Annotated in this window: 25 protein-coding genes and 1 other RNA gene; 7 read left to right on the top strand and 19 right to left on the bottom strand. The window is 66.0% G+C overall.

What is annotated here, in order from left to right; genetic code table 11:
- Positions 1–3: 3 nt before the first annotated feature.
- The 9 genes from mraY to rsmI form a co-directional block, all read right to left on the bottom strand.
- Positions 4–1,086, bottom strand: coding sequence for a phospho-N-acetylmuramoyl-pentapeptide-transferase (gene mraY / locus PcP3B5_RS05985; RefSeq protein ID WP_009617910.1), 1,083 nt, complete (start codon positions 1,084–1,086; stop codon positions 4–6).
- Complete coding sequence (locus PcP3B5_RS05980; protein WP_043272372.1) at positions 1,086–2,450, bottom strand: UDP-N-acetylmuramoyl-tripeptide--D-alanyl-D-alanine ligase; 1,365 nt, start codon at positions 2,448–2,450, stop codon at positions 1,086–1,088. Before PcP3B5_RS05980 ends, mraY begins: the two co-directional genes overlap by 1 nt.
- The gene (locus PcP3B5_RS05975; protein WP_043272371.1) at positions 2,443–3,909 is read right to left on the bottom strand and encodes a UDP-N-acetylmuramoyl-L-alanyl-D-glutamate--2,6-diaminopimelate ligase; all 1,467 of its coding nucleotides are present in this window, start codon (positions 3,907–3,909) and stop codon (positions 2,443–2,445) included. Before PcP3B5_RS05975 ends, PcP3B5_RS05980 begins: the two co-directional genes overlap by 8 nt.
- On the bottom strand, positions 3,909–5,654 hold the full coding sequence (locus PcP3B5_RS05970) for a peptidoglycan D,D-transpeptidase FtsI family protein (protein WP_043272370.1): 1,746 nt from the start codon (positions 5,652–5,654) through the stop codon (positions 3,909–3,911). The genes PcP3B5_RS05975 and PcP3B5_RS05970 overlap by 1 nt, the downstream gene beginning before the upstream one ends.
- Positions 5,651–5,944, bottom strand: coding sequence for a cell division protein FtsL (gene ftsL, locus PcP3B5_RS05965; protein ID WP_009617905.1), 294 nt, complete (start codon positions 5,942–5,944; stop codon positions 5,651–5,653). The genes PcP3B5_RS05970 and ftsL overlap by 4 nt, the downstream gene beginning before the upstream one ends.
- The gene (gene rsmH, locus PcP3B5_RS05960) at positions 5,941–6,882 is read right to left on the bottom strand and encodes a 16S rRNA (cytosine(1402)-N(4))-methyltransferase RsmH (RefSeq protein ID WP_061563204.1); all 942 of its coding nucleotides are present in this window, start codon (positions 6,880–6,882) and stop codon (positions 5,941–5,943) included. The genes ftsL and rsmH overlap by 4 nt, the downstream gene beginning before the upstream one ends.
- Before the next feature lie 8 nt (positions 6,883–6,890).
- The gene (mraZ, locus tag PcP3B5_RS05955; RefSeq protein WP_061560785.1) at positions 6,891–7,346 is read right to left on the bottom strand and encodes a division/cell wall cluster transcriptional repressor MraZ; all 456 of its coding nucleotides are present in this window, start codon (positions 7,344–7,346) and stop codon (positions 6,891–6,893) included.
- A 308-nt stretch (positions 7,347–7,654) separates the two neighbouring features.
- An RNA gene (gene rnpB / locus PcP3B5_RS05950) (RNase P RNA component class A) lies at positions 7,655–8,007 on the bottom strand.
- 88 nt (positions 8,008–8,095) lie between these two features.
- Positions 8,096–8,938, bottom strand: coding sequence for a 16S rRNA (cytidine(1402)-2'-O)-methyltransferase (rsmI, locus tag PcP3B5_RS05945; RefSeq protein WP_061560784.1), 843 nt, complete (start codon positions 8,936–8,938; stop codon positions 8,096–8,098).
- 129 nt (positions 8,939–9,067) lie between these two features.
- Between rsmI and PcP3B5_RS05940 the strand changes: the two genes are divergently transcribed.
- Genes PcP3B5_RS05940 through PcP3B5_RS05925 form a run of 4 tightly spaced genes read left to right on the top strand, consistent with a single transcriptional unit; the run spans position 9,068 to position 12,459 of the window.
- Positions 9,068–10,882, top strand: coding sequence for a penicillin-binding protein activator (locus PcP3B5_RS05940; RefSeq protein WP_061563203.1), 1,815 nt, complete (start codon positions 9,068–9,070; stop codon positions 10,880–10,882).
- Positions 10,879–11,259, top strand: coding sequence for a YraN family protein (locus PcP3B5_RS05935; RefSeq protein ID WP_058488612.1), 381 nt, complete (start codon positions 10,879–10,881; stop codon positions 11,257–11,259). Before PcP3B5_RS05940 ends, PcP3B5_RS05935 begins: the two co-directional genes overlap by 4 nt.
- 28 nt (positions 11,260–11,287) lie before the next feature.
- Positions 11,288–11,881 carry a phosphoheptose isomerase gene (locus tag PcP3B5_RS05930; RefSeq protein WP_009617899.1) on the top strand — a complete coding sequence of 198 codons (594 nt, stop codon included), beginning with the start codon at positions 11,288–11,290 and terminating at the stop codon, positions 11,879–11,881.
- Positions 11,878–12,459 (top strand): BON domain-containing protein, encoded by a 582-nt coding sequence (locus PcP3B5_RS05925; RefSeq protein WP_009617898.1) that lies wholly within the window; start codon positions 11,878–11,880, stop codon positions 12,457–12,459. Before PcP3B5_RS05930 ends, PcP3B5_RS05925 begins: the two co-directional genes overlap by 4 nt.
- A 1,260-nt stretch (positions 12,460–13,719) precedes the next feature.
- Here the strand turns inward: PcP3B5_RS05925 and PcP3B5_RS05920 are convergent.
- The 7 genes from PcP3B5_RS05920 to rplM all read right to left on the bottom strand — a co-directional run bounded on the left by PcP3B5_RS05920 (position 13,720) and on the right by rplM (position 18,529).
- On the bottom strand, positions 13,720–14,127 hold the full coding sequence (locus PcP3B5_RS05920; protein ID WP_043315205.1) for a ClpXP protease specificity-enhancing factor: 408 nt from the start codon (positions 14,125–14,127) through the stop codon (positions 13,720–13,722).
- A gap of 11 nt (positions 14,128–14,138) precedes the next feature.
- Positions 14,139–14,756 (bottom strand): glutathione S-transferase N-terminal domain-containing protein, encoded by a 618-nt coding sequence (locus PcP3B5_RS05915; protein ID WP_061560783.1) that lies wholly within the window; start codon positions 14,754–14,756, stop codon positions 14,139–14,141.
- A 92-nt stretch (positions 14,757–14,848) separates the two neighbouring features.
- Entirely contained in the window at positions 14,849–15,631 is a 783-nt protein-coding gene (locus tag PcP3B5_RS05910; RefSeq protein WP_009617891.1) for a cytochrome c1, read from the bottom strand.
- The gene (locus PcP3B5_RS05905; RefSeq protein ID WP_009617889.1) at positions 15,631–16,842 is read right to left on the bottom strand and encodes a cytochrome b; all 1,212 of its coding nucleotides are present in this window, start codon (positions 16,840–16,842) and stop codon (positions 15,631–15,633) included. The genes PcP3B5_RS05910 and PcP3B5_RS05905 overlap by 1 nt, the downstream gene beginning before the upstream one ends.
- Complete coding sequence (gene petA / locus PcP3B5_RS05900) at positions 16,842–17,432, bottom strand: ubiquinol-cytochrome c reductase iron-sulfur subunit (protein WP_009617887.1); 591 nt, start codon at positions 17,430–17,432, stop codon at positions 16,842–16,844. The genes PcP3B5_RS05905 and petA overlap by 1 nt, the downstream gene beginning before the upstream one ends.
- A 261-nt stretch (positions 17,433–17,693) precedes the next feature.
- Entirely contained in the window at positions 17,694–18,086 is a 393-nt protein-coding gene (rpsI, locus tag PcP3B5_RS05895) for a 30S ribosomal protein S9 (protein WP_009617885.1), read from the bottom strand.
- Positions 18,087–18,100: 14 nt separating this feature from the next.
- A complete protein-coding gene (rplM, locus tag PcP3B5_RS05890; protein ID WP_009617884.1) occupies positions 18,101–18,529 on the bottom strand; it encodes a 50S ribosomal protein L13 in 429 nt (142 codons plus the stop codon).
- A 244-nt stretch (positions 18,530–18,773) separates the two neighbouring features.
- Here rplM and PcP3B5_RS05885 point away from each other — a divergent pair, with 244 nt between their 5' ends.
- Entirely contained in the window at positions 18,774–19,811 is a 1,038-nt protein-coding gene (locus PcP3B5_RS05885) for an NADP(H)-dependent aldo-keto reductase (protein WP_061560782.1), read from the top strand.
- A gap of 196 nt (positions 19,812–20,007) precedes the next feature.
- Here the strand turns inward: PcP3B5_RS05885 and PcP3B5_RS05880 are convergent, their stop codons facing one another.
- Complete coding sequence (locus tag PcP3B5_RS05880; RefSeq protein ID WP_043272365.1) at positions 20,008–21,144, bottom strand: acyl-CoA dehydrogenase family protein; 1,137 nt, start codon at positions 21,142–21,144, stop codon at positions 20,008–20,010.
- A 250-nt stretch (positions 21,145–21,394) separates the two neighbouring features.
- On the opposite strand from PcP3B5_RS05880, the gene PcP3B5_RS05875 reads away from it, so the two are divergent.
- The gene (locus PcP3B5_RS05875) at positions 21,395–22,294 is read left to right on the top strand and encodes a GlxA family transcriptional regulator (RefSeq protein ID WP_161788523.1); all 900 of its coding nucleotides are present in this window, start codon (positions 21,395–21,397) and stop codon (positions 22,292–22,294) included.
- 90 nt (positions 22,295–22,384) lie between these two features.
- Positions 22,385–23,329 (top strand): hypothetical protein, encoded by a 945-nt coding sequence (locus tag PcP3B5_RS05870; protein ID WP_061560781.1) that lies wholly within the window; start codon positions 22,385–22,387, stop codon positions 23,327–23,329.
- 356 nt (positions 23,330–23,685) lie between these two features.
- On the opposite strand, the gene zapE is transcribed toward PcP3B5_RS05870, so the two are convergent.
- Positions 23,686–24,780 (bottom strand): cell division protein ZapE, encoded by a 1,095-nt coding sequence (gene zapE / locus PcP3B5_RS05865; RefSeq protein ID WP_061560780.1) that lies wholly within the window; start codon positions 24,778–24,780, stop codon positions 23,686–23,688.
- Between the two features lie 95 nt (positions 24,781–24,875).
- The gene (locus PcP3B5_RS05860) at positions 24,876–26,222 is read right to left on the bottom strand and encodes a tryptophan--tRNA ligase (protein ID WP_061560779.1); all 1,347 of its coding nucleotides are present in this window, start codon (positions 26,220–26,222) and stop codon (positions 24,876–24,878) included.

The raw sequence follows: 26,222 nt of genomic DNA, 5'->3' as shown, positions 1-26,222 counted from the left end.
CCCTCAACGCAGTTTCAACGTGGCCAGGCCGATCAGCACGAGAATCACCGTGATGATCCAGAAGCGCACGATCACGCGCGGCTCCGGCCAGCCCTTGAGTTCGAAGTGGTGGTGGATGGGCGCCATGCGGAACACCCGTTTCCCGGTCAGCTTGAAGCTGGCGACCTGGATGACCACCGACAGGGTTTCCATGACGAACACCCCGCCCATGATGAACAGCACGATTTCCTGGCGGACGATCACCGCGATGGTGCCCAGCGCGGCGCCCAGGGCCAGCGCGCCGACGTCGCCCATGAAGACCTGCGCCGGGTAGGTGTTGAACCACAGGAAGCCCAGCCCGGCGCCGACGATGGCGGCGCAGAAGATGATCAGCTCGCCGGCCCCCGGCACGTTGGGGATCAGCAGGTATTCGGCGAATTTCACGTTGCCCGACAGGTAGCAGAAGATGCCCAGGGCGCCGCCGACCATCACCGTCGGCATGATCGCCAGGCCGTCCAGGCCGTCGGTCAGGTTCACCGCGTTGCTGGAGCCGACGATGACGAAGTAGGTCAGCACCACGAAGAAGATGCCCAGGGGAATCTCGATGTTCTTCAGCAGCGGCAGGATCAGCGTGGTCTCCACCGGCGTCTCGGCGGTCAGGTAGAGGAAGACCGCGGCGCCCAGGCCGAACACCGACTGCCAGAAATACTTCCAGCGGCTCGGCAGGCCGCGGGAGTTCTTCTCGATCACCTTGCGGTAGTCGTCGACCCAGCCGATGGCGCCGAACAGCAGGGTCACGGCCAGCACCACCCAGACGTAGCGGTTCGACCAGTCGGCCCAGAGCAGGGTGCTGATGGCGATGGCGGTGAGGATCAGGGCACCGCCCATGGTCGGGGTGCCCTTCTTCGACAGGTGCGACTGCGGCCCGTCGTTGCGCACGGCCTGGCCGATCTGGCGGATCTGCAGGGTGCGGATCATCCACGGGCCCAGCCACAGCGACAGGGCGAGCGCGGTCAGCACGCTGAGGATGCCGCGCAGGGTCAGGTACTGGAAGACGCCGAAGCCCTTGTAGAACTGTTGCAGGTACTCGGCGAGCAGCAGCAGCATTAATGTTTCTCCTCGGGGGACGCGCACAGCGCCGCGACGACCTTGTCCATCGCCGCGCTGCGCGAGCCCTTGATCAGAATGGTGGTGGTGGAGGGTTCGCCGGCCAGGGCCTGGATCAGGCTGGCCTGGTCGGCGAAGTGCCGGCCCGCCGCGCCGAACGCCTCGACGGCGTTGCGCATCAGCGGCCCCACGGCATAGAGCGCACCGACCTTGCCCGCGGCGTAGGCGCCCACCTCGCGGTGCGCGGCCTCGGCCCAGGCGCCCAGTTCGCCCATGTCCCCGAGGACCAGGACGGTCCGGCCGGAAAAGCCGGCGAGTATATCAATGGCCGCGCAGATTGACGCCGGGTTGGCGTTGTAGCTGTCGTCGATCACCCGCATGCCGTTGGTCGCCAGCTGGGCTACCGCGCGGCCCTTGACCGGCTGCAGTTGCGCAAGGCCCTGGACGATCCCGACCAGCGGCACGCCAAGGGCGTGGGCGGCGGCGGCGGCGGCCAGGGCGTTGGCGACGTTGTGCTCGCCCAGCAGGTTGAGCTGGATGCGCGCCTCGCCGGCCAGCCCCAGCAGGGTGAAGCCGACGCAGCCGCGGGCGTCGCGCTGCAGGTCGCGGGCGTGGAAGTCGGCGCTGGTCTTGTTCAGCGCGAAACTCAGCACGCGGCGTTCGCCATTGCGCTTCTTCCAGGTGTCGAAGGCGCGGTCGTCGAGGTTGAGCACGGCGGTGCCGGTATCGTCGAGCCCTTCGAGGATCTCGCCCTTGGCCTGGACGATCTTGTCCTGGCCGCCGAACTCGCCGACGTGGGCGGTGCCGGCGTTGGTGATGATGGCCACCTGCGGGCGCGTCAGGCCGACGGTGTAGGCGATCTCGCCGACGCGCGAGGCGCCCAGCTCGATCACCGCGCTGGCGTGTTGCGGGCCGATCTGCAGCAGGGTCAGGGGCGCGCCCAGGTCGTTGTTCAGGTTGCCGCGGGTGGCCAGGACTTCGCCCTGGGTGCGCAGGATGCTGGCGAGCATCTCCTTGACCGTGGTCTTGCCGCTGGAGCCGGTGACCGCCGCCACCTTGCCGGTGAAACCGGCGCGGTTCAGCGCGCCCAGGCGGCCAAGGGCCTCGCGGGTATCGGCCACCAGCAGTTGCGGCAGCGGCGCATCCGCCACTTCGCGCTGCACCAGGGCGGCGACGGCGCCCTTGGCGGCGACCTCGGCGAGGTAGTCGTGCCCATCGAAGCGCGGCCCGGCGAGGGCGACGAACAGCTGGCCGGCCTCGATGGCGCGGCTGTCGGTGCTCACCGCGTCGAAGGCGACGTCGGCGCCGAGCACGCGGCCCTCGAGGGCGGCGGCGACTTCACTAAGCAGCAGCGGCTTAAGCATCTTTCTTCACCTCCCAGGCAGCCAGCGCCTTGGCGGCTTCTTGCAGATCGGAGAACGAATGGCGGACGCCGGCGATCTCCTGGTAATCCTCATGGCCCTTGCCGGCCAGCAGCACCACGTCGTCGGCGCTGGCGCTAGCGATCAGCTCGGCGATGGCCTGGCCGCGGCCCGGCACGAAGCGCACGGCCTCGGGCCTGGCGAAACCGGCGCGGATGTCGTCGATGATCCGCGCGCTGTCTTCGCTACGCGGGTTGTCGTCGGTCACCAGCACGCCGTCGGCATGCTGTTCGGCCACCTGGGCCATGATCGGGCGCTTGCCGCGGTCGCGGTCGCCGCCGCAGCCGAACAGGCACAGCAGCTTGCCGTGGGCGTGCGGACGCAGCGCCAGCAGGACTTTCTCCAGGGCGTCGGGGGTGTGGGCGTAGTCCACCACCACCAGCGGCTTGTCGCCACCGCCCAGGCGCTGCACGCGGCCCACCGGGCCCTGCAGTTGCGGCAGCAGCTTGAGGATGTCGCCCAGCGGGTAGTCCAGGCCGAGCAGCGCGCCGACCACCGCCAGCAGGTTGCTCAGGTTGAAGCGGCCGAGCAGCGAACTGCGCAGCACGCCTTCGCCCTTGGGCGTGACCAGCAGGGCTTCGACGCCGGCGTCGCTGAAGCGCGCCTCGCGGCAATAGAGGAAGGCGCTGGCGTCTTCCAGGCTGTAGCCCATCAGGCGCGAGGGATGGGTTTCGCCGGCCAGTTGGCGGCCGAAGGCGTCGTCCAGGTTGATCACCCGGCACTTCAGGCCCGGCCAGGCGAACAGCCGGGCCTTGGCGGCGCCATAGGCTTCCATGGTGCCGTGGTAGTCGAGGTGGTCGCGGGACAGGTTGGTGAACACCGCGACGTCGAATTCGAGGGCGGCCACGCGGCCCTGCTCCAGGCCATGGGAGGAAACCTCCATGGCCACGGCGCGCGCGCCGGCCTGTTTCAGCCGCGCCAGGGTGGCCTGCAGCGCCAGGGCGTCGGGCGTGGTGTGCTTGCCGCTTTCCAGGGCGTCGTGGAAACCGTTGCCGAGGGTGCCGACGATGCCGCAGCGCTGGCCGAGCAGGTCCAGGGCCTGGGCCAGCAGCTGGCTGACGCTGGTCTTGCCGTTGGTGCCGGTCACGCCGATCAGCTCGATGCCGCGGCTGGGCTCGCCGTAGAAGCGCCCGGCGATGGCCGAGAGCTGGGCGGCCAGGCCCTTGATGGCGACCAGCGGCGTATCGCCGATGGGCGCGACGGACGCGCCCTCGGCTTCGTAGGCGATGGCGGCGGCGCCACGGGCGACGGCATCGGCGATGTGCGCGCGACCGTCATGCTGGGCGCCGGGAATGGCCAGGAACAGGTCGCCCGGCTTGACCGCGCGGCTGTCCAGGGTCAGCTCGCGGATCAGCACGCCGGCTTCGGCCTGCGGCAGCAGTTGGTTGAGGCTCATCGGCATCAGCCACGCCCTCCTTTCGTGGGCGCAGCATCGGCTTGCTGCTGCGGGGTCGTCTGCAGGTTGTCTGGCGGAATGTTCATCAAGCGCAGCGTGCCGGACATCACCTTGCTGAACACCGGGGCCGAGACCAGACCACCGAAGTAGCCGGCCTTGCTGGGTTCATCGATCACCACGACGACCACGAAACGCGGATTGCTCATCGGCCCGAAGCCGGCGAACAGCGAGCGGTAGGAATTCTCGGCGTAGCCCTTGGCGCCGGTCTGGGTCTTGCGCGCGGTACCGGACTTGCCGGCCACGTGATAGCCGGGGACCTGGGCGCGGTAGACGCCGTTCGGCGCCTCGACCACCTGCTGCAGCATGCCCTGCATGGTCTTGGCGACCGGCTCCGGGATCACCTGGGTGGCGGTCGGCAGGCGGTCGGCGCGGACCATGGTCAGCGGCACCGTCTGGCCGTTGTTGGCCAGGGCCGCGTAGGCATGGGCCAGTTGGATGGCGGTGACCGACAGGCCGTAGCCGTAGGACAGGGTCGCGGTCTCGGCCTTGCGCCACTCGCGGTAGTTGGGCAGGTTGCCGACGCGCTCGCCGGGGAAGCCAAGGCCGGTGTCCTGGCCGAGGCCGACCTTCTGCATCAGTTGGTAGATGGCTTCGCCGCCGATGTCGAAGGCGACCTTGCTCATGCCCACGTTACTGGAGCGGATGAGGATGCCGGTGAGGTCCAGCACCGGGCCTTCGGTGCGCGACACGTCGCGGATGGTGTAGCGGCCGATCTGCAGGGTGCCGGGGTAGACCTCGACGGTGTCGCTGGGCTTCCAGCGCCCGGTTTCCAGCGCCGCGCTCATGGAGAACGGCTTCATGGTCGAGCCCGGCTCGAAGACGTCGATCATGGCGCGGTTGCGCATCATCTCCGGCTGCATGTCGCGGCGGTTGTTCGGGTTGTAGGTCGGCTGGTTGGCCATGGCCAGGACCTCGCCGGTCTTCACGTCGAGGATCACCAGGCTGCCGGCCTTGGCGCCGTTCTCGACGATGGCGTTGCGCAGCTCGCGGTTGGCCAGGTACTGCAGGCGCAGGTCGATGGACAGCGCCAGGGTCTTGCCGGCCTTGGCGTTGCGCGTGACCTGCAGGTCGCGGATCAGGTGGCCGCGGCGGTCCTTGAGCACCTGGCGCTTGCCCGGCACGCCGGCCAGCCAGCTGTCGTAGGACAGCTCGACGCCCTCGCGGCCGCGGTCGTCCACGTCGGTGAAGCCGACCACCTGGGCGGTGACGTCGCCGGCCGGGTAGAAACGACGAAACTCCTCGATGGAGTAGACGCCGGGAATCCTGTTGGCCTTGACCTCGGCCATCACCGCCTCACCCTGCTCGGGCGTCAGCCCGCGGACCAGGTAGATGAATTCCTTGTCGGCCATCTGCTCCAGCCGCGCGCTCAACGCGTCGCGGTTGATCCCCAGGGCATGGGCCAGGATCGGCCACTTGTCGCGTTCGAGGACCAGCTCCTTGGGGTTGGCCCAGAGGGTGGCGACCGGGGTGCTCACCGCCAGCGGCTCGCCGTTGCGGTCGGTGATCTGCCCGCGGTGGGCCGGAATGGAGATGTGCCGCACGCTGCGCGCGTCACCCTGCTCCTGGAGGAAGTCATGGTCGATCACGTGCAGGTCGACGATGCGCCAGACGATGGCCGACACCATCGCCAGCAACAGGCCGACGGCGACGCGGAAACGCCAGGGGTAGAGCGCGCCGTTGAGGTTCTTCATGGCGCCACCATGATGATTTCCGCCGGGTCCGGCACGCGCATCTTCAACTGGCCGGTGGCCAGGGTCTCGATGCGGTTGTAGGCGGTCCAGGTGCTCTGCTCCAGGACCAGCCGGCCGTATTCGGCCTGCGCCTTGTCGCGCACGCTCAGCTCGGTGTACAGGGTGTTCAGCAGCTGGCGGTTCCAGTAGGCGCTGTAGGCCACGGAAATCGCCGACAGCAGCACGCCGATGAACAGCAGCAGCATGATGAAGCTGCCGGTGGGCAGGCGCTTGGCGAACAGGCGGCTCATCGCAGCTTCTCCGCCACGCGCATCACCGCGCTGCGCGAGCGCGGGTTGGCCTTGAGCTCGGCCTCGGAAGCGTACTGCGGCTTGCCCAGCAGCTTCAGGCGCGGTTCGAAGACCTTGGCGCGGATCGGCAGGTCGCGCGGCAGGTTGTCCGCCTCGCCCTTGGCGTGCTTGCGCATGAACTGCTTGACGATGCGGTCTTCCAGGGAGTGGAAGCTGATCACCACCAGGCGGCCGCCCACGGCCAGGGCCTCCAGGGCGGCGTCCAGGCCGCGCTCGAGGTCGCCCAGTTCGTTGTTGACGTGGATACGCAGGCCCTGGAAGGCCCGGGTGGCCGGGTTCTTGCCCTTTTCCCAGGCCGGGTTGGCCTCGGTGATCACGGCGGCCAGGTCGGCGGTGCGCTCGAAGGGTTTCTCCGCCCGGCGCTGCACGATGGCGCGGGCCATGCGCTTGGCGAAACGCTCCTCGCCGTACTCCTTGAACACCCGGGCGATCTCGTCCTCGGCGGCGCTGGCGATCCACTGGGCGGCGCTGACGCCGCGGCTGGGGTCCATGCGCATGTCCAGCGGGCCGTCGTTGAGGAAGCTGAAGCCGCGCTCGGGGTCGTCCAGCTGCGGCGAGGACACGCCCAGGTCCAGCAGAACGCCGTCGACATGGCCGGTCAGGCCGCGCGCGGCCAGCTCTTCGCCCATCTCGGCGAACGACCTTTGTACAACGACGAAGCGGCCATCTTCGGCCGCCAGTGCTTGACCCGTGGCTATCGCCTGGGGGTCCTTGTCGAACCCGAGCAACCGCCCGCCCGGGTCCAGCCTGCCAAGCAAGGCCCGGCTGTGCCCTCCCCTGCCGAAGGTACCGTCCACATAGCAGCCGCCCGCCCTTGGGGCCAGCGCTTCGACGGCCTCCTCGAGCAGTACGGTGATGTGTTGGTAGGTGGCGTTCACAGGCAGGCTCACAGAATAAGGTCGCGTAGTTCGTCCGGCAGTCCGCCGGGTTCCTTGATGGCGGCGAGGTCGGCCTCGGCCACCGCATTCCACTTGTCTTCGTCCCACAACTGGAACTTGTTCAACTGGCCGACGAGCATCGCCCGCTTGTCCAGCCTGGCGTACTCGCGCAGCCGCGGCGGCACCAGGAAACGCCCGTTGCCATCCAGTTCCAGGTCCACCGCGTTGCCGATCAGCAAACGCTGCAGGCGCCGCGTCTCTTCACGCAGCGAGGGCAGCTCGCGGAGCTTGGCTTCGATGATTTCCCATTCGGGCAAGGGGTAGACGGTCAGGCAGGGGTCGACGGCATCGATGGTGACGATGAGCTGGCCATTGCAACGCGAAACGAGCTCGTCACGATACCGACTCGGCATCGCGAGGCGCCCTTTGGCGTCGAGACTGATGGCGTTAGCTCCGCGAAACACGTCAGCGTTTCCCCCGGTGGTTGGCTTTCCTTGCCAGTTGATCCCACTTTTACCCACTTCATACCACTTGCGCACACTATAGAAATGCGCGCTCCCCACCGTCAAGGCGAGGCTGGAGGGAAAAATCCTTATAGGACGGAGATTTAGCGTGCTTTTAAGAGGTTTCGCAGCGTTTTTGACGCCACCTTGAAAGGCAAAAAGCCCAGTGTTTTCAAAACACTGGGCTTTTCTACTTAAAGCAACTTCTTAAGATTTATGTTTCTTCCATCGCGCGACAAATGGTCGTTGTGGGAAGAAGTGGGAAAAGAGGAGAGAGTCGATCTGTAAGCCGGGTTCTGTCGAGGACAGCCATTCCTCTGGGACATCCATCACTGAACGCCTCAAGCGACCTACCCGAATCCAGCGCGGGCCACGCAACGGATTCCTATTTGGTCTTGCTCCGAGTGGGGTTTACCTAGCCACGCACTGTTGCCAGCCGTGCGGTGCGCTCTTACCGCACCTTTTCACCCTTACCGGCGCTGTAGCGCTTAGGCGGTTATTTTCTGTGGCACTTTCCGTAGGCTCGCGCCTCCCAGGCGTTACCTGGCACTCTGCCCTATGGAGCCCGGACTTTCCTCCCCCCCGTGGCGAACCACGAAGCAGCGACTGTCCAATCGACTCTCCGCCGCCAAGGTTAGCGACAGCGGCGGCCAGCCGCAAGGGCAATCCGCCAGCCTGGTACGAAGGTCTTAAAATCGCCAACCGATGCTTCAGTCCGCCTTGCGCTCCAGCGCCGCCTGGTACAGCAGGTTCTTGCGCACCCCGGTGATCTCCGCCGCCAGCGCCGCCGCACGCTTGACCGGCAACTCCGCCAGCAGCAGGTCGAGCACCCGCAGCGATTCGGCGTCGATGCCCTCTTCCTCCGGCGCTTCCCAGCCGGCCAGCAGCAGCACGCACTCGCCGCGCTGCTGGTTGGCGTCCGCCGCCACCCACTCGCGCAGCTCGCCCAGGGGCAGGCCCTTGAGGGTCTCGAAGGTCTTGGTCAGCTCGCGGGCCAGCACCGCCTGGCGCGCCTCGCCGAACACCTCGGCCATGTCCTGGATGCACTCCAGGATGCGGTGCGGCGCCTCGTAGAAGATCAGCGTGCGCGGCTCCTCGCGCAGCGCCTCCAGGCGCGCCTTGCGGCCGGCCGTCTTGGCCGGCAGGAACCCTTCGAAGACGAAGCGGTCCGACGGCAGGCCCGCCGCCGACAGCCCGGCGATCAGCGCGCAGGCCCCCGGCACCGGGACCACCCGGATGCCCGCCGCGCGCGCCTGGCGCACCAGGTGGTAGCCGGGATCGGAAATCAGCGGCGTGCCGGCGTCGGAGACCAGCGCCACGTCGTCCCCCGCCAGCAGGCGGGTGATGAAGCGCCCGCCCTGTTCGCGCTCGTTGTGCTCGTGGCAGGCGGCCAGCGGCGTCTCGATGCCGAAGTGTTGCAGCAGGCGGATCGAATGGCGGGTGTCCTCGGCGGCGATGAGGGCCACCTCGCGCAGGGTGCGCTGGGCGCGGGCGCTGATGTCGTCGAGGTTGCCGATGGGCGTAGCCACCACATACAAGGTACCGAGGGACACGCAGCACTCCTTAAACCCGAACCGGAAAATTCCCCATTGTATCCCGTTTCCGGCACCCGCCATCGCCTCGGCCAGCCGCCTTGGGTACAATTGCCGACTCTTTTTGAATGCGCCACGAGAAGCCCGATGATGATCGCTCGACTGCGTCCGCTTTCCGCCCTGTGCCTGGCCACCCTGCTGGCCGCCTGCGCCAGTTCGCCCTCTTCCAACCTCGGCGAGTTGCCGCGCACCCCGAACGCCAGCATCGAGCAACTGCTGCAGCAGGCCGCCACCGCCAAGCCCGAGGAAGCCGTGCTGCTCAAGCTGTCGGCCGCCGACCTGGCCTACCAGCAGAAGGACGTCGGCCGCGCCGCGCAGATTCTCGAGCAGATCCCGATGGACAGCCTGAAGCCGGCGCAGCAGATCTTCGCCAGCACCCTGGACGCGCAGATCGCCCTGGCCCGCAACAAGCCCAAGGCCGCCCTCAAGGCCTTCGACCACCCCAGCTTCACCCACCTGGGCGAACTGCCGGTGGAACAGCAGGCGCGCAGCAGCCTGGTCAAGGCCCAGGCCCTGGCCGCCGACGGCCAGACCCTGGCCGCCGCCCGCGAACGCGTGTTCGTCGACCCACTGCTCAACGCCGAGGCCAGCAAGGCCAACCACGAGGCCATCTGGGGCCTGGTCTCCAGCCTGCCGGTGGAGCAGCTGCAACCCGTGGCCAACGAAGGCGACCTGAACGGCTGGATGGAGCTGGCCCGCGTGGTGAAGAGCGCCTCGACCCTGCAGGAGCAGCAGGCCAACATCGACACCTGGCGCCAGCAGAACCCGCAGCACCCGGCGGCCAAGCAACTGCCGGACGCCCTGGAGAAGCTCAAGTCGCTGGCCGCCCAGCCGCTGAACAAGATCGGCCTGCTGCTGCCCCAGCAGGGCCAGTTGGCCGGCGTCGCCCGAGCCCTGCAGGACGGCTTCATGGCCGCCTATTACCAGGCCCAGCAGAGCGGCAGCCAGCAACCGTCCATCCAGCTCTACGACAGCAGCCAGGTGCGCTCGCTGGACGACTTCTACCGCCAGGCCCAGGCCGACGGCGTGCAACTGGTGGTCGGCCCGCTGGAGAAGCCGCTGGTCAAGCAGCTCGGCGACCGCCCGCAGTTGCCCATCACCACCCTGGCGCTGAACTACACCGACAGTGCCCAGGCCGGCCCGGCCCAGCTGTTCCAGTTCGGCCTGTCGGCCGAGGACGAGGCCCGCGAAGTGGCCCGCAAGGCCTGGGACGACGGCATGCGCCGCGCCGTGGCGCTGGTGCCGCGCGGCGACTGGGGCGACCGCGTGCTGGCCGCCTTCAGCCGTGACTGGCAGGCCCGCGGCGGCACCCTGATCGCCGCCGAGCACGTCGACCAGCCGGTGGAGCTGGCCCAGCAGATCGCCGACCTGCTCCAGCTGCGCCAGAGCGAAGGCCGCGCCAAGCGCCTGCAGGGCGTGCTCGACAGCAACGTCGACACCCAGCCCTCGCGGCGCCAGGACATCGACTTCATCTTCCTCGCCTCGACCCCGCAGCAGGCGCGCCAGATCAAGCCGACCCTGGCCTTCCAGTACGCCGGCGACCTGCCGGTCTACGCCACCTCCAACCTCTACACCGGGCAGAACAACCCGGCGCAGGACCAGGACCTCAACGGCATTCGCTTCTGCGAGACGCCCTGGCTGCTGCAGACCGGCAACCCGCTGCGCCAGCAGGTCGTGGCCCAGTGGCCGCAGGCCGCCAGCAGCCTCGGCCGGCTCTACGCCATGGGCGCCGACGCCTATCGCCTGGCGCCGCGCCTGCCGGAACTCAAGGCGCTGCCGAGCATGCAGCTCGACGGCTTCACCGGCAACCTGAGCCTGGCGCCCAACCAGCGCATCCAGCGCCAGCTGCCCTGGGCGGAATTCCGCAATGGCCAGGCGCAGCCGCTGGAGAACGGCGGCCTTTGAGCGGACGGCGCGGCGACTCGCAGGAACTCGGGCGCCGCGCCGAGCAGCTCGCCCGCGAGCACCTGCAGCGCCATGGCCTGCGCCTGCTGGCGCAGAACTGGCGGTGCCGCCGCGGCGAGCTCGATCTGGTCATGCTGGACGGCGATACAGTAGTATTCGTCGAAGTTCGCTGCCGCCGGCACCAGGCCTGGGGCGGCGCCCTGGAAAGCGTGGACGCGCACAAGCGCCAGCGGCTGATCGCCGCCGCCGAACATTTTCTGCAACAGGAAGCCCGCTGGTCCCGGCACCCTTGCCGGTTCGACGTAATAGCGGTGCAGCCCTCCGCGGGAATCCCACCCGCTCAACTGAACTGGATCACCAACGCCTTTGACACCTGATCAGACGCTCGACGAAAGGTCACACCTGATGGACATGCAATCCCGTATCCGCCAGCTCTTCCATGCCAGCATCGAGACCAAGCAGCAGGCCACGGAAGTGCTGATTCCGCATATCGAACAGGCCAGCATGGTGATGGTCAATGCCCTGCTCAACGAAGGCAAGATCCTCAGTTGCGGCAACGGCGGCTCGGCGGGCGACGCCCAGCATTTCTCCTCGGAACTGCTCAACCGCTTCGAGCGCGAGCGCCCGAGCCTGCCCGCAGTGGCCCTGACCACCGACAGCTCGACCATCACCTCGATCGCCAACGACTACAGCTACAACGAGGTGTTCTCCAAGCAGATCCGCGCCCTCGGTCAGCCCGGCGACGTGCTGCTGGCGATTTCCACCAGCGGCAACTCGGCCAACGTCATCCAGGCCATCCAGGCCGCCCACGACCGCGAGATGGTGGTGGTGGCCCTGACCGGCCGCGACGGCGGCGGCATGGCCTCGCTGCTGCTGCCGGAGGACGTCGAAATCCGCGTGCCGGCCAAGGTGACCGCACGCATCCAGGAAGTGCACCTGCTGGTGATCCACTGCCTGTGCGACCTCATCGATCGTCAACTGTTCGGGAGTGAAGAATGAGTCGTAGTCCGCTGACCCTCGCCGGCCTCCTTGCCCTGACCCTGGTCATGGGCGGCTGCAGCAGCTTCCTCAGCGCCACCCGCGAGGAACCCATCGACGACAACCGCGGCACCCGTACCATCGGCAGCACCATCGACGACTCGCTGATCGAGACCAAGGTCGCGGTCAACGTCGCCAAGGCCGATCCGGACCTGGACCGCAACTCGCACATCGTGGTCATCAGCTACAACGGCGTGGTCCTGCTGGCCGGCCAGACGCCGCGCGCCGACCTGAAGAACAAGGCCGAGCAGGCCGCGCGCAACGTGCAGAAGGTCAAGACCGTGCACAACGAGCTGCAGGTCCTGCAGCCCTCCTCGCTGCTGGCGCGCAACAACGACACCTGGCTGACCACCAAGATCAAGACGCAGATGCTCACCGACGCCAACGTGCCGTCCTCGCGCATCAAGGTCGTCACCGAGAACGGCATCGTCTACATGCTGGGCCTGGTGACCCGCCGCGAAGGCGACCTGGCCACCCAGGTGGTGCAGAACGTCAATGGCGTGCAGAAGATCGTGCGGCTGTTCGAGTACATCGACTGAGCGACTTCAGCCAGTTGAAAAGCCCCGCCACGCGGGGCTTTTTTCTTGCTACCGCGACCGCTGTAGGGCGCATAACCGTTCGCGGTTATCCGCCGTCGGCCGTGCCACCGGGGCGTCTACAGTCCAGCGGAAGGCATGGCGTCTCCCCTGTAGGAGCGAGCTTGCTCGCGAACGGGGTTTGTCGGTGGCGTAGGTGCTGGACTCAAGAGCACCCTCTCCCCAGCCCTCTCCCTGAAGGGAGAGGGGGCTGTCCTGAGTGGCTGGAGAGTTCGGAGTCTTCCTGAAACGCCTAACCCCACCCCGTCATTCCCGCGAACGCGAACCCTGGGTTCGCGAGCAAGCTCGCTCCTACGAAAAGCAAAAAGCGCATTCGCTCTGGCTTTTGGACTTCCAGAGAAATACCCGAGCGCACCGGAACGCCCCTTCAGAAGGCCGAACGAAACCGGCGCTCAGGAGGTCATGCGACATGGATGTCGCGAGAGCCCCGATGGGCTACAGGGACGTACGCTCGGGGGGGGGACGCCTAGTTCGGGCCTCCGTGGCGGGGGAATTCGTGAGGGTAGCCCGGCTCCATCGGGCCCGTATGCGGGGCAAGCCTTTTTGGTTCCTTTTGTGGCGATTGACAAAAGGGACTCGCCCGAGGGGGCGAAACAAGACGGTCGGGCAGACTCGGTGCGGCGCAGAAACACCCAAGCCAAGGCAACTGGGTTATTCCCCTTCAGTATTGTTCGCGGCAATGACGAGGTTAAGGCCGGAGTGGGGCAAGCTTCGCGAGCCAAGCCATAACCCCAAATGAAAAATACCGTTTCCCCCAGGCAGAGAAACGGCATCCCTTCTTAAGTGAACAGCATTACCGCCATGCGGGGCTTTTTCCTTGGCAGGAACGTAGGGCGAATAACCGTTCGCGGTTATCCGCCGTTGGCCGTGCCGCCGAGGTGTCCGGCGTGGCCGGCGAAACCAATCGCGGGCGGAGTCCGCTCCTACACCCGTGCTTCCCTGGAACCGTAGGAGCAACTGTCCTGCAGGCCGCGCCGAGGTGCGCCTCAACGGGTGGGTTGAGCCTTGGCGAAACCCATGCGGTCGTGGCGATGGGTATCGCTTCGCTCAACACCATCCTACGGGGCGTTGTGTTTGCCCGGACTCTGTCCGCGATTCGGCGGATAACCCGTAGACGTTGGCACACCGGAGAAATGCCGCCTGGCGGCGAACCATCGAAACCGCGCAGGCATGAAAAAGGCGATCCTCGGATCGCCTCTTTTCCTACTTGACCACTTTCAGGCTGGGCCGCCCGCTGGGCCGTGGCGGCTCGTCGCTGGGGCCGTCGTCGTCCTGCAGTTCCTCGTCGTCCGCCGGCACCGGCGGCTCCAGGTCGAAGACCATGCCCTGGCCGTTTTCCCGCGCATACACCGCCATCACAGCCTGGGACGGGATGTACAGGCTCTGCGCCACGCCGCCGAAGCGCCCTTCGAAACTCACCGCCTCGTTATCCATCTGCAGGTGGCGCACCGCCGTGGGCGACACATTGAGGACGATCTGGCCATCGCTGGCATATCCCGGCGGCACCCTGACCCCTGGATATTCGGCGTTCACCAGGATATGCGGCGTACAGCCGTTGTCGACGATCCACTCATAGAGGGCTCGTACGAGGTAGGGTCGACTGGAATTCATCATCGGTTTCCTTAGCGCATATCACGTTCGATGGAGGACAGACTAGCCTGGAAGCCGTCGCGGGCGAACTGCCGCTCCATGTAGTCGAGCAACGGTTTGGCCTGGCGCGGCAGCTCGATGCCGAGCAGCGGCAGGCGCCAGAGGATCGGCAACAGGCAGCAGTCGACCAGGCTCAGCTCCTCGCTGAGGAAGAAAGGCTTCTCGGCGAACAGCGGCGACACACCCGTTAGACTCTCACGCAACTCCTTGCGCGCCAAGGCGCGATCGCCATCCTTCTGACGACCGTCGAGGATGCGGTCGACCAGGGCGCACCAGTCGCGCTGGATGCGATGCACCAGCAGGCGGGTGTTGGCCCGCGCCACCGGGTACACCGGCATCAGCGGCGGGTGCGGATAGCGTTCCTCGAGGTACTCCATGATCACCGTCGACTCGTAGAGCACGAGGTCGCGGTCGACCAGGGTCGGCACGCTGGCGTAAGGGTTCACCTCGGCCAGCTTCGGCGGGCAACGCCCGGCCTGGACCTCGACGATGTCGGCCTGGACGTTCTTTTCCGCCAGGACCAGACGCACACGATGGCAGTAGTGATCGGCAGGGTCGGAGTAACAGGTGAGCTTATTGACTGCGGCCATGCCGGGCCTCCTCGCAACAGCATTTCAGGGAGGTAAAAAGACGCGCGCGCCCCGTAGGGCGCGCGCGCTTCAACGCTTGGAGCTGGCTTGTGCTAGTGCACGTCCTTCCAGTATTCGCGCTTGAGCAGGTAGGCGAACACGAAGAAGAAGGCCAGGTACAGCAGGACGTAGGTGCCGATGCGGTGGGAATCCAGCTTGTTCGGGTCAGCCGAGTAAGCCAGGAAGGTCACCAGGTTCTTCACCTTCTCGTCGAACTGCGCTTCGGTCAGTTGGCCGGTCTTCGGCACCACGGTGAGCTGGTCGCAGGCCTCGTGGGTCAGCGGCGTACCGGTCAGCGGATCGAACTGCTTCTTGCCATTTTCCACGACCTGGATCTGCTTGCAACCGATAACCTGGCGGCCTTGCACACTACCCAGCACGTTGGGCATGCCGACGTTGGGGAACACCTTGTTGTTCACCCCCCACGGACGCTTGGGATCCTCGTAGAAGGAGCGCAGGTAGGTGTACAGCCAGTCGGTGCCACGCACGCGGGCCACCAGGGTCAGGTCCGGCGGCGCGGCGCCGAACCAGACCTTGGCGTCGGCCGGCTTCATGCCGATGTCCATGTGGTCGCCGATCTTCGCCCCGGTGAACACCAGGTGGCTGAGCATCAGCTCCTCGGGAATCCCGAGGTCACGGCCAACGCGCTCGTAGCGCTGGAACTTGGCGCTGTGGCAACCCATGCAGTAGTTGGCGAAGGTACGCGCGCCATCCTGCATGGCTGCTTTGTCGGTCAGGTCGATGTCGACGTGATCGAGGGCCGGTCCGTGGCCTTCGGCGGCGAAGCCGAAGAGGGGCACCAGGGCCAGAATCAATGCTGCGAATTGCTTTTTCATCAGCCAGTCACCCTTTCCGGAACCGGTTTGGTTTTCTCCATCCGGGTGTAGAACGGCATCAGGATGAAGAACGCGAAATACAGGATGGTGCACAGACGCGACAGCGTGGTGCCCAGCGGCGACGGCGCTTGCGAGCCGTAGTAGCCGAGGATCACGAAGGACACCGCGAAGATCACCAGCCAGATCTTGCTCAGCCAGCCCTTGTAGCGGATCGAGCGCACCGGGCTACGGTCGAGCCACGGCAGGACGAACAGCACGGCGATGGCGGCGCCCATGGCGATGACGCCCATCAGCTTGTCCGGAACCGCGCGCAGGATCGCGTAGAACGGGGTGAAGTACCACACCGGGGCGATGTGCTCGGGGGTCTTGAACTGGTTCGCCATCTCGAAGTTGGGCTTCTCGAGGAAGAACCCGCCCATTTCCGGGAAGAAGAAGATCACGGTGCAGAACACGAACAGGAAGACCACCACGCCGAGGATGTCCTTGACGGTGTAGTACGGGTGGAACGGGATGCCGTCCAGCGGGATGCCGTTCTCGTCCTTCTTCTTCTTGATGTCCACGCCGTCGGGGTTGTTCGAGCCGACTTCGTGCAGCGCCAGGATGTGCAGCACGACCAGGCCGAGCAGGACGATCGGCAGGGCGATCACGTGCAGGGCGAAGAAGCGGTTCAGGGTGATGCCGGAGATCAGGAAGTCACCGCGGATCCACTGCGCCAGCGCCTCGCCCACCACCGGGATGGCGCCGAACAGCGAGATGATCACCTGGGCGCCCCAGTAGGACATCTGGCCCCAGGGCAGCAGATAGCCCATGAAGGCCTCGGCCATCAGGGCGAGGTAGATCAGCATGCCGAACAGCCAGACCAGTTCGCGCGGCTTCTGGTAGGAGCCGTAGAGCAGGCCGCGGAACATGTGCAGGTAGACCACGATGAAGAACGCCGATGCACCGGTGGAGTGCATGTAGCGGATGATCCAGCCGTAGTCCACATCGCGCATGATGTATTCCACGGAGGCGAAGGCTTCTTCCGAGGACGGCGTGAAGCTCATGGTCAGCCAGATACCGGTGAGGATCTGGTTGACCAGCACCAGCAGTGCCAGGGAGCCGAAGAAGTACCAGAAGTTGAAGTTCTTCGGGGCGTAGTACTTGCTCAGATGATCTTCCCACATCTTGGTCGCGGGGAAGCGGGCATCGACCCAAGCCATGAACTTGTTCATCAGGCTTTCTCCTGGTCCACACCGATGGTCAGCACGTCACCATCGAGGCTATAGGGCGGAATCGGCAGGTTCAGGGGCGCGGGCTGGCCCTTGTAGACGCGACCGGCCAGATCGTAGTGGGAGCCGTGGCAGGGGCAGAAGTAGCCACCCTTCCAGTCCGGGCCGAGGTCGGCGGGAGCGACTTCCGGGCGGAAGGTCGGCGAGCAGCCCAGGTGGGTGCAGATACCAACGATGACGGCGAGTTCCGGCTTGATGGAGCGCAGCTTGGGATCGACGTAGGTCGGCTGCTCGGAAGCCTTGGACTCCGGGTCGGCCAGCTGACTTTCGAGGGTCGGCAGGGCATCGAGCATTTCCTTGGTTCGGTGAACCAGGAACACCGGCTTGCCGCGCCATTCAGCGATGACCTGCTGCCCTGGCTCGATCTTGCCGACGTTCACCTTCACCGGCGCGCCGGCCGCCTTGGCCTTGGCACTGGGGAACCATGACCCCACGAACGGGACCGCAGCTCCGACAGCTCCCGCGGCGCCGACCACCGAAGTGGCCGCGACGAGGAAGCGACGCCGGCCTGCATTCACGCCGTCATTACTCATTCAGTCGTCTCCCATCAGCTTTAGCCCGTTATCTTCTCGGGCCTTAGAGTAAAAGTTGTGCCGCAGAAAAATTCGCCAAATGGTAAAGAAAAGCCCTGTAGCTGACAAGGTAATTACCCCCGAGCAGGAAGCTGGAACCCTTGCGCCATGCGGCTCCCAGACCGTGCGACACCTTGCCGCATAAATTACCGGCCCCCTTAATCCTAGGCATAAAAAAACGCCCAGTCCTCTCGGCGCTGGGCGTTTTTTCGAAGCGTCGTATTAACGCTTGGAGTACTGCGGACGCTTACGCGCTTTACGCAGACCGACTTTCTTACGCTCGACCTCACGGGCATCGCGGGTGACGTAGCCGGCTTTGCGCAGGGCGCTGCGCAGGGTCTCGTCGTATTCGATCAGGGCGCGGGTGATACCGTGACGGATCGCACCGGCCTGGCCGCTGACACCACCACCGACGACGGTGACGTAGATGTCGAACTTCTCGGTGTTCTCGGTCAGCTCGAGGGGCTGACGCACGACCATGCGAGCGGTTTCGCGGCCGAAGAACACGTCCAGGCTGCGGTTGTTGATGGAGATATTGCCGGTACCCGGACGCAGGAATACGCGTGCGGTAGCGGTCTTACGACGGCCAGTGCCGTAATTTTGAGTCGCCGACATGATGAGCTATCCCGTTAAATCTTCAGTTCTTGAGGCTGCTGAGCGGTGTGCGGGTGGTTGGCACCCTTGTACACTTTCAGCTTGCGGTACATGTCGCGACCCAGCGGGTTCTTCGGCAGCATGCCTTTGACCGCGATCTCGATGACGCGCTCGGGAGCCTTGGCAATCAGCTTCTCGAAGTTGATCGACTTGATACCGCCCGGGAAGCCCGAGTGATGGTAGTACATCTTGTCGGTGGCTTTGGCGCCGGTGACACGGACCTGCTCGGCGTTGATCACGACGATGTAGTCGCCGGTGTCAACGTGCGGGGTGTATTCCGGCTTGTGCTTGCCGCGCAGGCGGGTAGCGATTTCGGTAGCCAGACGACCCAGGGTCAGGCCAGCAGCGTCGACGACGAACCAGTCGCGCTTAACAGTTTCTGGTTTCGCGGTGAAAGTTTTCATTCGTTATAGCCTCAGGGGCCGCCTGAAAATAAGACGGCGAATCTTACTGGACAGTGGTTGCCTTGACAAGTCAAGGACAGCCAGAAACAGACACGATTTGGGGCTCGGGTCAGTGTGCGTCCGTAACGACTAGATGTATCAATCGGCAGGCTAGGCATCCCCTACCGATGAAAGGCTGCCGAATTATGCAGATTCCGGCAGAATTTACAACCTTGTTAACCACTTGATTTCACGAGGAGACGCCATGGAGTACCGCCCGCTCGGCCGCACCGAACTGAAAGTCAGCGCCCTGTGCCTGGGAACCATGACCTGGGGCGAGCAGAACACCGAGGCCCAGGCCTTCGCCCAGATCGACCTGGCCAAGGCCGCCGGCGTCAACTTCATCGACACCGCCGAGATGTACCCGGTGCCGCCGCGCGCGGAGACCTACTCGCGCACCGAGCAGATCATCGGCAACTGGTTCCGCCAGCGCGGCGACCGCGCCGAGTGGATCCTGGCCAGCAAGGTGGCCGGCCCCGGCAACGGCATCAGCCATATCCGCGACGGCCAGCTCAAGCACGACCGCAAGAACCTGGTCGCGGCCCTGGACGCCAGCCTGAAGCGCCTGCAGACCGACTGGATCGACCTCTACCAGTTGCACTGGCCCGAGCGCAGCACCAACTTCTTCGGCCAGCTCGGCTACCAGCACAAGGAACAGGACTTCACCCCGCTGGAGGAAACCCTGGAAGTGCTCGACGAGCAGGTGCGCGCCGGCAAGATCCGCCACGTCGGCCTGTCCAACGAGACGCCCTGGGGCACCATGCGCTTCCTGCAGCTGGCCGAGGAGCGCGGCTGGCCGCGCGCGGTCTCCATCCAGAACCCCTACAACCTGCTCAACCGCAGCTTCGAGGTGGGCCTGGCGGAAATCGCCATCCGCGAGCGCTGCGGCCTGCTGGCCTACTCGCCGCTGGCCTTCGGCATGCTCTCGGGCAAGTACGACAACGGCGCGCGCCCGGCCAACGCCCGCATCACCCTGTTCAGCCGCTTCACCCGCTACACCAACCCGCAGAGCGAGCGCGCCTGCGCCCGCTACGTGGCCCTGGCCCGCGAGCACGGCCTGGACCCGGCGCAGATGGCCCTGGCCTTCGTCACCCGCCAGCCGTTCGTGACCAGCAACATCATCGGCGCGACCTCGCTGGAGCAGCTGGAAAGCAACCTCGCCAGCTTCCAGCTGCAACTCTCCGAGGAAGTCCTGGCCGGCATCGAGGCGATCCACAAGGACCAGCCGAACCCGGCGCCCTGAAAAAGCGGCGGCAGGCTACAAGCCATAGGCTGCAGGCAAGAGCCTGCCGCCTGTAGGAGCTACTGTCTTGCCGACTGCGCTCTTCGCAGGATGGGTTGAGCCTGCGAAACCCATGCGGTGGTGGCGATGGGTATCGCTTCGCTCAACCCATCCTACGGTGGCGTTTCTCCTGCACCTCGCAGGAGGGCCTTGCCGCTTACAGCGCCCGGGCGATGATTTCCTTCATGATCTCGTTGGTCCCCGCATAGATGCGCTGCACCCGCGCATCGGCCCAGGCGCGGGCCACCGGGTATTCCCACATGAAGCCGTAGCCGCCGTGCAGTTGCACGCATTCATCCAGCACCTTGCACTGCAGGTCGGTGGTCCAGTACTTGGCCATGGCCGCGGTGGGCACGTCGAGCTTGCCTTCCAGGTGCAACTCCAGGCAGCGGTCGACGAAGGTGCGCCCGACCTGGATTTCGGTGGCCATCTCGGCCAGCTTGAAGCGGGTGTTCTGGAAGTCCGCCACGGCCTTGCCGAAGGCCTTGCGGTCGCGGGTGTAGTCGAGCGTCCACTTCAGCGCCGCCTCGGCCGAGGCCAGGGCGCCCAGGGCCACGGTCAGGCGCTCCTGGGGCAGTTCCTGCATCAGGTAGATGAAGCCCTGCCCCGGCTGGCCGAGCAGCGCCTCCTTGGGCACGCGGACATCCTGGAAGAACAGCTCCGAGGTGTCCTGGGCCTTCATGCCGACCTTCTCCAGGCGCTTGCCCTTCTCGAATCCCGGGGTTCCGGCCTCGACCAGGAACAGGCTGGTGCCCTTGGCGCCGGCCTTGGGATCGGTCTTGGCGACCACTATCACCAGGTCGGCGAGGAAGCCGTTGGTGATGAAGGTCTTGGAGCCGTTGATCACGTATTCGTCGCCATCCAGCACCGCGGTGGTCTTCACCCCCTGCAGGTCGGAACCGGCGCCCGGCTCGGTCATGGCGATGGCGCCGACCATCTCGCCGGAAACCAGCTTGGGCAGGTAGTGCTGCTTCTGCGCCTCGCTGCCGTAATGCAGGATGTAGGGCGCGACTATGTCCGAGTGCAGGGAGAAGCCGATGCCGGTCAGGCCGAAGCGGCCGATCTCCTCGATCACCACGGCGCTGTAGAGGAAGTCCGCGGCCATGCCGCCGTAGGCCTCGGGGATGTGCGAGCAGAGCATGCCCGCCTCTCCCGCCTTGTTCCACAGGGCGCGGTCGATGTGGCCGTCCTTTTCCCACTGGTGATGGAAGGGCACGGCTTCCTGCTCGAGGAACTTGCGCACGCTGTCGCGGAAAAGCTCGTGGTCGGAACTGAACAGGGTTCTGGGGATCATGCTCGCCTCCTGGCGCCTCGCTGAAGGGCCGAATGTAGGTCAGCCCGCCGAGCGGCGCCTACTGGACACTTGCGCCAAAAAATAAGACGATCCAGCCGCCATTTGACCGGTTAAGCGTCGAATGCGGCCCTCCACAACAATGATAAGAACGATGTCCGAACAATCCGAATCTTCCCTGAAAAGGGTCTGCATCCTGGCGACCGACGGTGTCTTCGCCTCCACCCTCATGCAGGCGCGGGACTTCCTGCACATGGCCAGCCTGCGCTTCGGCAGGCAGGAAGGCCTGGGCCTCACGCCGCTGCTGCAAAGCCGCATCGTCAGTCCCGACGGCCAGCCGGTGCGCGCCTTCAGCGGCGACCTGCTGGCGGTGGACGGCGCCCTCGAGGAATCCGACCTGGTGATACTGCCGGCCTTCTGGGGCGACTTCGACCAGCTCCTGGCGCGCTACCCGCAGGTGGTGCCCTGGCTGCGCGAACGCCATGCCGCCGGCAGCGCCATCGGCAGCGAGGCCACCGGGGTGTTCTGGCTGGCCGAGGCCGGCCTGCTGGACGGCAAGGAGGCGACCACCTACTGGCGCTTCTTCGACGACTTCGCCGCGCGCTACCCCAAGGTGCTGCTCAACCGCGAGAAGCACATCACCGACGCCGACAATCTCTACGCCGCCAGCGGCGTGACCTCGGCCCGCGACCTCTACCTGTACCTGATCGAGCGCTTCTGCGGCGCCAGCGTGGCCCAGGGCGTGTCCCGAGACATCCTCTTCGAGGTGCAGCGCAGCTACACCCCCGGGCGCCTGGGCTTCGGCGGCCAGAAGCTGCACCACGACCCGGCCATCCTGCAGGTCCAGCAGTGGCTGGAGGAGCACTACGCGGACAAGTTCCGCTTCGAGGACGTGGCCCGCGAGCACGGCATGAGCATCCGCAACTTCATGCGCCGCTTCCAGGCCGCCACCGGCGACAAGCCGCTGCACTACCTGCAGCGCCTGCGCATCGAGACGGCGCGCAGCCTGCTGTCGACCTCGCGCAAGAGCATCAAGACCATCAGCTACGAGGTGGGCTACGACGACGCCAGCTTCTTTGCCCGGCTGTTCCGCCAGCACACCAAGCTGTCACCCAACCACTACCGCAACCAGTACCGGCGGAAAGAGGCCTGAAACAAGCTATCCATAGGATAGGTCCCGTGCCTGCGGGCAGCTCCCTATGATCGGGGCTGCCCTTCCAGAACAAGAACACGGGATTCCCTCATGCGCCGCCTACTGCTCGTCCTGCTCGCCTGCTTCTGCCTGCCCGCCTTCGCCGCGGGCGACTGGAAGCCCTTCCCCTACGACCAGAGCGCCTTCGACTATTCCGGCGACAAGCTGCGCAGCGCCTGGCCACGGCTGACCCGCGGCTTCGGCGGCTACCCCTTCCCCGACGCCGCCTGGGTGACGAAGATGGCCGCCGCCCATCCGGACGCGGTGGCGAAGACCGTCGCCGCCGGCAGCGGCTTCAGCGGCAGGCCAGAGGAGGCCCAGGCCTATGCCGAGAAGCTGCAGGACGTATGGCGCAAGCTGTTCCGCGGCGACTTCGCCCAGGCCAAACAGGACGGCCTGGCCCTGGGCGTCGGCGGCCAGGTGCCGGCGATGTTCGCCCAGGTGCTCTACGCCATGTTCCTGGCCCCGGCGACGGACAAGCAGCAGTTGCTGGAAGAGGTGATCAGCTACACCGACCAGGCCGGCCCGCTGCTCAACGCCGACCCCATCGCCCAGTTCGGCCGCGCCTACGCCAAGGCGCGGCTGGCCGAGGAACTGCCGGTGCCGGTGGTGCTCAAGCGCGGCTACACCAGCGACATTCCCAAGGAACTGGACGCCATCCTCGCCAAGCAGCCCAGCCAGCCCTTCGCCCTGGCGCTGTACGGCGGCTACGAGGCCGGGGTGATCCGCAAGGTCGGCAAGCTGGTCGGGCGCATGACCTACGGCGTCAGCGCGGACAAGATGGAGACCTACTTCGCCCGCGCCTTCCGCGCCAGCGACGACCTGCCCATCGGGCACTACGAATACGCCAATGCGCTGGGCTATGTGTATGGAGATGACGAGCAGGACAAGGCGCTGGAACAGTTGAGGAAAGCGGTGGCGATCAAGCCGATCAATGCCATGGAGGCATTGGAAGTGGCGCATGCGAAGCAGTTGTTGCAGACGGCGCAGCGCTGAACGCTTTTCGTAGGAGCGAGCTTGCTCTCGAAGGGGGTTTGCCGGCGGTGCTTGGTGTTCGTCCCGAAGAGCCCCTCTCCCTAACCCTCTCCCTGAAGGGAGAGGGGACCGTTGGGCAGGGCTGGGTATACTGGAGTTAGCCGGCAACTCCGACGGCTTCCAACTGAAACCATTCCATCTCTCGGCACGGACTGCCCCCTCTCCCTTCAGGGAGAGGGCTGGGGAGAGGGGGCGGCCTCAACCTTGGCACTAAACCACCCTGCCAGCATCCTTCGCGAGCAAGCTCGCTCCTCCGAAGAGCCAGAAACGAAAAAGGGCTGCCATCCGGCAGCCCTTTTCGCATCACCACGCCCCCATCACGGCCGATGCGGCCGGCTGAGGAACTCGTGGGACTGCATCTCCAGCAGGCGGCTCAGGGTGCGCTGGAATTCGAACTCCAGGCGCCCGCCGGTATACAGGTCCTTCAGCTCCACCTCGGCGGAGATGATCAGCTTGACGTTGCGGTCGTAGAACTCGTCCACCAGGTTGATGAAGCGGCGGGCCATGTCGTCCTTGGCCACGTTCATCTGCTCGACGTTGGAGATCAGCACCGCGTGGAAGATCTTCGCCAGCTCGATGTAGTCGTTCTGGCTGCGCGGGCCGTCGCACAGCTCGCGGTACTCGAACCAGGCCACGTCGTCGCAGGTCAGGCGCGCGCGGATCTCGCGGTTCTCGATCATCAGCACGTCGTCGCGGGTGGCCGCGGCGCATTCCGGGGTGAGCTTGCGAAAGTCGCGGGCCATGGCCTGCTCGGCCTGCTCGGTGAGCGGCCAGTGATACAGCTCGGCCTGCTCCAGGGCGCGCAGGCGGTAGTCCACGCCGCTGTCGACGTTGACCACCTCGGTGTGCTCCTTGAGCAGGGCGATGGCCGGCAGGAAGCGGGCGCGCTGCAGGCCGTCGCGGTACAGGCCGTCGGGCACGATGTTGGAGGTCGCCACCAGGCTGACGCCGTTCTTGAACAGCTCCTCCAGCAGGGTCGCGAGGATCATGGCGTCGGTGATGTCGGAAACGAAGAATTCGTCGAAGCAGATCACCCGGGCCTCGTCGGCGAAGCGCTTGCCGATGATGGTCAGCGGGTTCTTCTCGCCCCTGAGGGTCTTCATTTCTTCGTGCACGCGCTTCATGAAGCGGTGGAAGTGCGTGCGCATCTTCTGCTTGAACGGCAGCGCGTCGAAGAAGGTGTCCACCAGGTAGGTCTTGCCGCGTCCCACGCCGCCCCAGAAGTACAGGCCCTTGACCGGCCCGTTGGACTTCTTGCCGAGCAGCTTGCCGAACAGCCCGGGCTTGGCCTGGTCGGCCGCCAGCAGGTCGTCATATAGACGCTGCAGGTGCTTCACGGCATTGGCCTGGGCCGCATCGTGGAAGAAATCGGGACGTTTGAGGTCTTCCTGGTAGCGCTGAAGGGGCGTCATGATCGGTAGCAAGGCAACGAAAACGGGGCCGACACTTTAGCGACGGCCCCGCTTCTTGGCAATCGGCCATCCGTCGAGGATGGCCGTGTGCGGGCTTACTCCTGGGGCGCCAGGGCCTCGCGCACGCGCTCGATGGCGGCGTCGCGGCTGGCGGCGTCGGCGAACTCGGGGCTTTGCGCCACGGCCGCGCCATCCAGCCACAGGGCGAAGGCATTGCCTTCGGCGCGCAGGTCCAGCGCCTCGCCGCCCTGCAGGCGCTTGCTCACAGCACCGGCGGACTTGCCGTCGGCGAAGGCGTTGGACAGCAACAGCTGCTCGCCGGCGGCGTCCAGCAGGCGGAAGCGGAAGCTGCCGTCGTCCTCGCGGAAGCTGACGATGCGCGCGCTCTTGGCGGCCTTCTTCTTGCCCTCGCCGGCCACCTGCACCTGCTCGCGGAACGAGCGCAGACCAACTGCTTCGCGCAGCTCGCCGAGGAACGGGGTGGCGATGCGGCGGGCCTTGGCAGCGCCGGCCAGGAGGATGTCCTCCAGGTCGCCCGGGCGGGTGATCAGCGTGTGGTAGCGCTCGCGGGCCTCGCCCAGCTCGGCTTCCAGCAGTTCGTAGAGGCGCTGCTTGGCTTCGCCCCAGGCCAGGCCTTCGAGCAGCGCGGCGCGGAATTCGGCCAGTTGCGCCGGCGTGGCGAAGGCCTGGTAGAGGGTGAACAGGTGCGAATTGTCCGGGTCCTTCGGCTCGCCGGGGGCGCGGGAGTCGGTGACGATGCGGGCGATGGCATCCTTGAGCTGCTTGCTGCTGCCGAACAGCGGAATGGTGTTGTCGTAGCTCTTGGACATCTTGCGCCCGTCCAGGCCCGGCAGGGTCGCCACCTCTTCCTCGATCACCACTTCCGGCAGGGTGAACAGCTCCTTGCCGTTGCCGAACAGGTGGTTGAAGCGCTGGCCGATGTCGCGGGCCATTTCCACGTGCTGGATCTGGTCGCGGCCGACCGGCACCTTGTGCGCGTTGAACATCAGGATGTCCGCGGCCATCAGGATCGGGTAGCTGTACAGGCCCATGCTGACGCCGGCGTCCGGGTCTTCCCCGGCCTCGACGTTCTTGTCCACCGAGGCCTTGTAGGCGTGGGCGCGGTTGAGCAGGCCCTTGGCCGAGACGCAGGTCAGCAGCCAGGTCAGCTCGGGGATCTCGGGAATGTCGGACTGGCGGTAGAAGGTCGCCTTGTCGGTATCCAGGCCCAGGGCCAGCCAGGTGGCAGCGATCTCCAGGCGCGAGCGCTGGATGCGCAGCGGGTCGTCGCACTTGATCAGCGCGTGGTAGTCGGCCAGGAAGTAGAACGAGTCGGCCTGCGGGTCGCGGCTGGCGACGATCGCCGGGCGGATGGCGCCAGCGTAGTTGCCCAGGTGCGGGGTGCCGGTGGTGGTGATGCCGGTAAGGATGCGGGTCGTCAT

Source organism: Pseudomonas citronellolis (genome assembly GCF_001586155.1).
In the GTDB taxonomy this organism is placed as follows: Bacteria; Pseudomonadota; Gammaproteobacteria; order Pseudomonadales; family Pseudomonadaceae; genus Pseudomonas; species Pseudomonas citronellolis.
This window is presented reverse-complemented; position numbering and strand designations above follow the sequence as displayed.